Here is a 2,386-nt window from a genome sequence, read left to right on the forward strand (position 1 = left end):
ATCGACAACCTGATCTTCATCGCGATCCTGACCAACAAGCTGCCCGAGCAGCATCGTCAGAAGGCGCGCACCATCGGCATCGGGCTCGCACTGATCATGCGCCTCGTGCTGCTGGGCACGGTCGCGATCATCGTGCAGCTCAAGACGCCGATCTTTACCCTGTTAGGTCATGGTTTCTCGTGGCGGGACCTCATCCTGATTGCCGGCGGCCTGTTCCTGGTCTGGAAGGCGACCAAGGAGATCCATCACAATGTGGATCCGGACCCCGGCCCCGACATCTTCGACTCCAGAACCGCGCACCTCGGCTTCGCATCCGCGATTGCGCAGATCATCCTGCTCGACATCGTATTCTCGATCGACAGCATCGTCACCGCGGTCGGCATGACCGACGACATCCCGATCATGGTGGTCGCGGTTTGTGTTGCGGTGTTCGTGATGCTGGTGGCGGCGACACCCCTGTCGAACTTCATCGGCCGCAACCCGACTGTGGTGATGCTCGCGCTCGGCTTCCTTCTGATGATCGGCATGGCGCTGATCGCAGAAGGCTTCGGCGCGAAGATCCCGAAAGGTTACATCTACGCGGCGATGGCGTTCTCGGCCTTCATCGAATTCCTGAATGTGCTCTCGCGGCGCGCAAGAAAGGCCGCACGCGAAAAGGAGCAAACGACACCGCCACGTGCCGGATGATCCGGACGCGCGATCAGCGGCGAGCGATCGGGAAAGGCACAACAGTGGCAGCTGCCGGTTCCGGCTGCACATCGATCGGTCCATCGCCGGTCAGCGCGACGATTTCAGCTACCGGCAATATCGGACTGATATCCGTGATGTCGCCGTAGCCCACCCAGACCTGACAGCCATAGCGGTCGATCAGGACTGCTGCTCCATCGCGGCAAAAGATTCGTTGGGCGTCGATCTGGCCATCGGCAGTTTCCACCACGGCCGGACTTCGGCTCGCGGCAAACCCGTCGAGCCTGGCCTTCATCTTCCTGGCGCGCGCATCCGCGAATGAAGCGATCTTACCCATGCGCGATAAACGCCGGGGATCGGCTTGCTGTTCCGCGGCGAACTTTGGATCGTACCGAGCAGAATAGTCAGTGGCGGCGCGGCTTGGTGTCGTCGCTGCCGGCGCCCTGAGGCTGATCGGTCTTCTCCAGCACGATATGCCCGAGATTGGCGATCACGTCGGCCAGCAGCGCCGCGCGGTCCTGCGGATCGGCCATGATCACAAGGTCTGCCAGCACTTCGGTCACCTTCGCGGCGATCGCGCCGAGATCGGCGCCGTCGCGCACCAGCTCCGGTTCTAGCAGATCATGGATATCGCAATGGATGCAGTCGGACACGGCACAACTCCTCGCGCGCGGCGGCGCATGCGGCACTATACGCCGGATTTCTGCCGTGACGAATGGCCGGCGTCGCCATGGTGAACGCGTCCGGACCTGCTCGCGCGGCCGCAGCAACGACGGAACTCATGCCGGCGCGTAAGACTTGTCACCAGGGCGAGCCTGGAGGCGGACCTTGGGAGAGTTCGAAATGGCTGTCGGGCCGGACCAGGACACTGACATACGCGCGAGAGCGCCGGAGCTTCCCGGGGAGGTCGAGCGCCAGCGTACCGACCTCAGCGTGGTATCGATCCTTGCGGTCCTCGCGTTATGCGTGGCTGTGGGCTTGTGGTTCTACACCAAAGACCAGGAGATGGTGGCCGGCGACGGCACGACCGTGCAGACGTCCGGCTCCGGTTCGCAGGAATTGCCTCTGCCCAATACGCCAGGACTTCCGCAGCCGACGCCGCCTCAGCAATAAGCCTTCATATCGAGAGCTGCTTGCAAAGAGTTGGAGCGGGCGAAGGGAATCGAACCCTCGTATGCAGCTTGGGAAGCTGCCGTTCTACCATTGAACTACGCCCGCGCGCCCGGCGACCATAGCGAAAGCGCGGGCCGTGCCGCAAGCCCGTTGCCTCATGACTCTTGCGGGTTACGACTTCTGCGCCTCATCAACGCCATCCCGGCACCAGCAACACTAGCCCGGACACGAACAGCAGTCCAAGCACGAGACGGCGGAAACCCACCTCGTCCAGCCTGCCGTAGAGATGCAATCCCGCCCAGATCCCGCTCAGCACCGGCAGGAGCCCGAGCGCGAACAGCTTCACGACATCCCGCGTGGTTTCGCCATCGACCCCGAGGCCAATGGCTGTCAACACGAATGCTCCGAAAATGACCGGTTGAAAGATCGCGCGCTGCGCATGTCGCGGTACGCCCGTGAGCTGGCACCAGATCACCACGATCGGTCCGGCGAGGCCCGTCAGTCCGCCGAGCACGCCATTGAAGAAGCCCACCGCGCCGTCAGTCGGGAAGGTGGCGCGTAGCGGCGAAATCTTGAGCGGCAATGC

General features: G+C 63.0%; 5 protein-coding genes and 1 tRNA gene. 2 read left to right on the forward strand and 4 right to left on the reverse strand.

Features of this window, described 5'->3' with window-relative positions:
• The coding region (locus VNZ93_RS17090) for a TerC family protein (RefSeq protein WP_325707719.1) at positions 1–687 on the forward strand (687 nt) is incomplete at its 5' end.
• A gap of 13 nt (positions 688–700) precedes the next feature.
• Here the strand turns inward: VNZ93_RS17090 and VNZ93_RS17095 are convergent.
• Together VNZ93_RS17095 and VNZ93_RS17100 are read right to left on the reverse strand one after the other, a co-directional pair.
• On the reverse strand, positions 701–982 hold the full coding sequence (locus VNZ93_RS17095; RefSeq protein WP_325707722.1) for a hypothetical protein: 282 nt from the start codon (positions 980–982) through the stop codon (positions 701–703).
• A 109-nt stretch (positions 983–1,091) separates the two neighbouring features.
• A complete protein-coding gene (locus VNZ93_RS17100; RefSeq protein WP_325707724.1) occupies positions 1,092–1,340 on the reverse strand; it encodes a hypothetical protein in 249 nt (82 codons plus the stop codon).
• Positions 1,341–1,530: 190 nt separating this feature from the next.
• On the opposite strand from VNZ93_RS17100, the gene VNZ93_RS17105 reads away from it, so the two are divergent.
• A complete protein-coding gene (locus VNZ93_RS17105; protein WP_325707727.1) occupies positions 1,531–1,800 on the forward strand; it encodes a hypothetical protein in 270 nt (89 codons plus the stop codon).
• A gap of 31 nt (positions 1,801–1,831) precedes the next feature.
• Here the strand turns inward: VNZ93_RS17105 and VNZ93_RS17110 are convergent.
• Together VNZ93_RS17110 and VNZ93_RS17115 are read right to left on the reverse strand one after the other, a co-directional pair.
• Positions 1,832–1,905 (reverse strand) — tRNA-Gly (locus VNZ93_RS17110).
• 85 nt (positions 1,906–1,990) lie between these two features.
• The coding region (locus VNZ93_RS17115) for a TSUP family transporter (protein WP_325707730.1) at positions 1,991–2,386 on the reverse strand (396 nt) is incomplete at its 5' end.

The sequence above is a fragment of the Pseudorhodoplanes sp. genome (assembly GCF_035565795.1).
Lineage (GTDB): Bacteria > Pseudomonadota > Alphaproteobacteria > Rhizobiales > Xanthobacteraceae > Pseudorhodoplanes.

Bases quoted from the DNA above. Each gene is read 5' to 3' on its own strand.
- VNZ93_RS17095 (WP_325707722.1), bottom strand. From the start codon at position 982: ATGAAGGCCAGGCTCGACGGGTTTGCCGCGAGCCGAAGTCCGGCCGTG.
- VNZ93_RS17105 (WP_325707727.1), top strand. From the start codon at position 1,531: ATGGCTGTCGGGCCGGACCAGGACACTGACATACGCGCGAGAGCGCCG.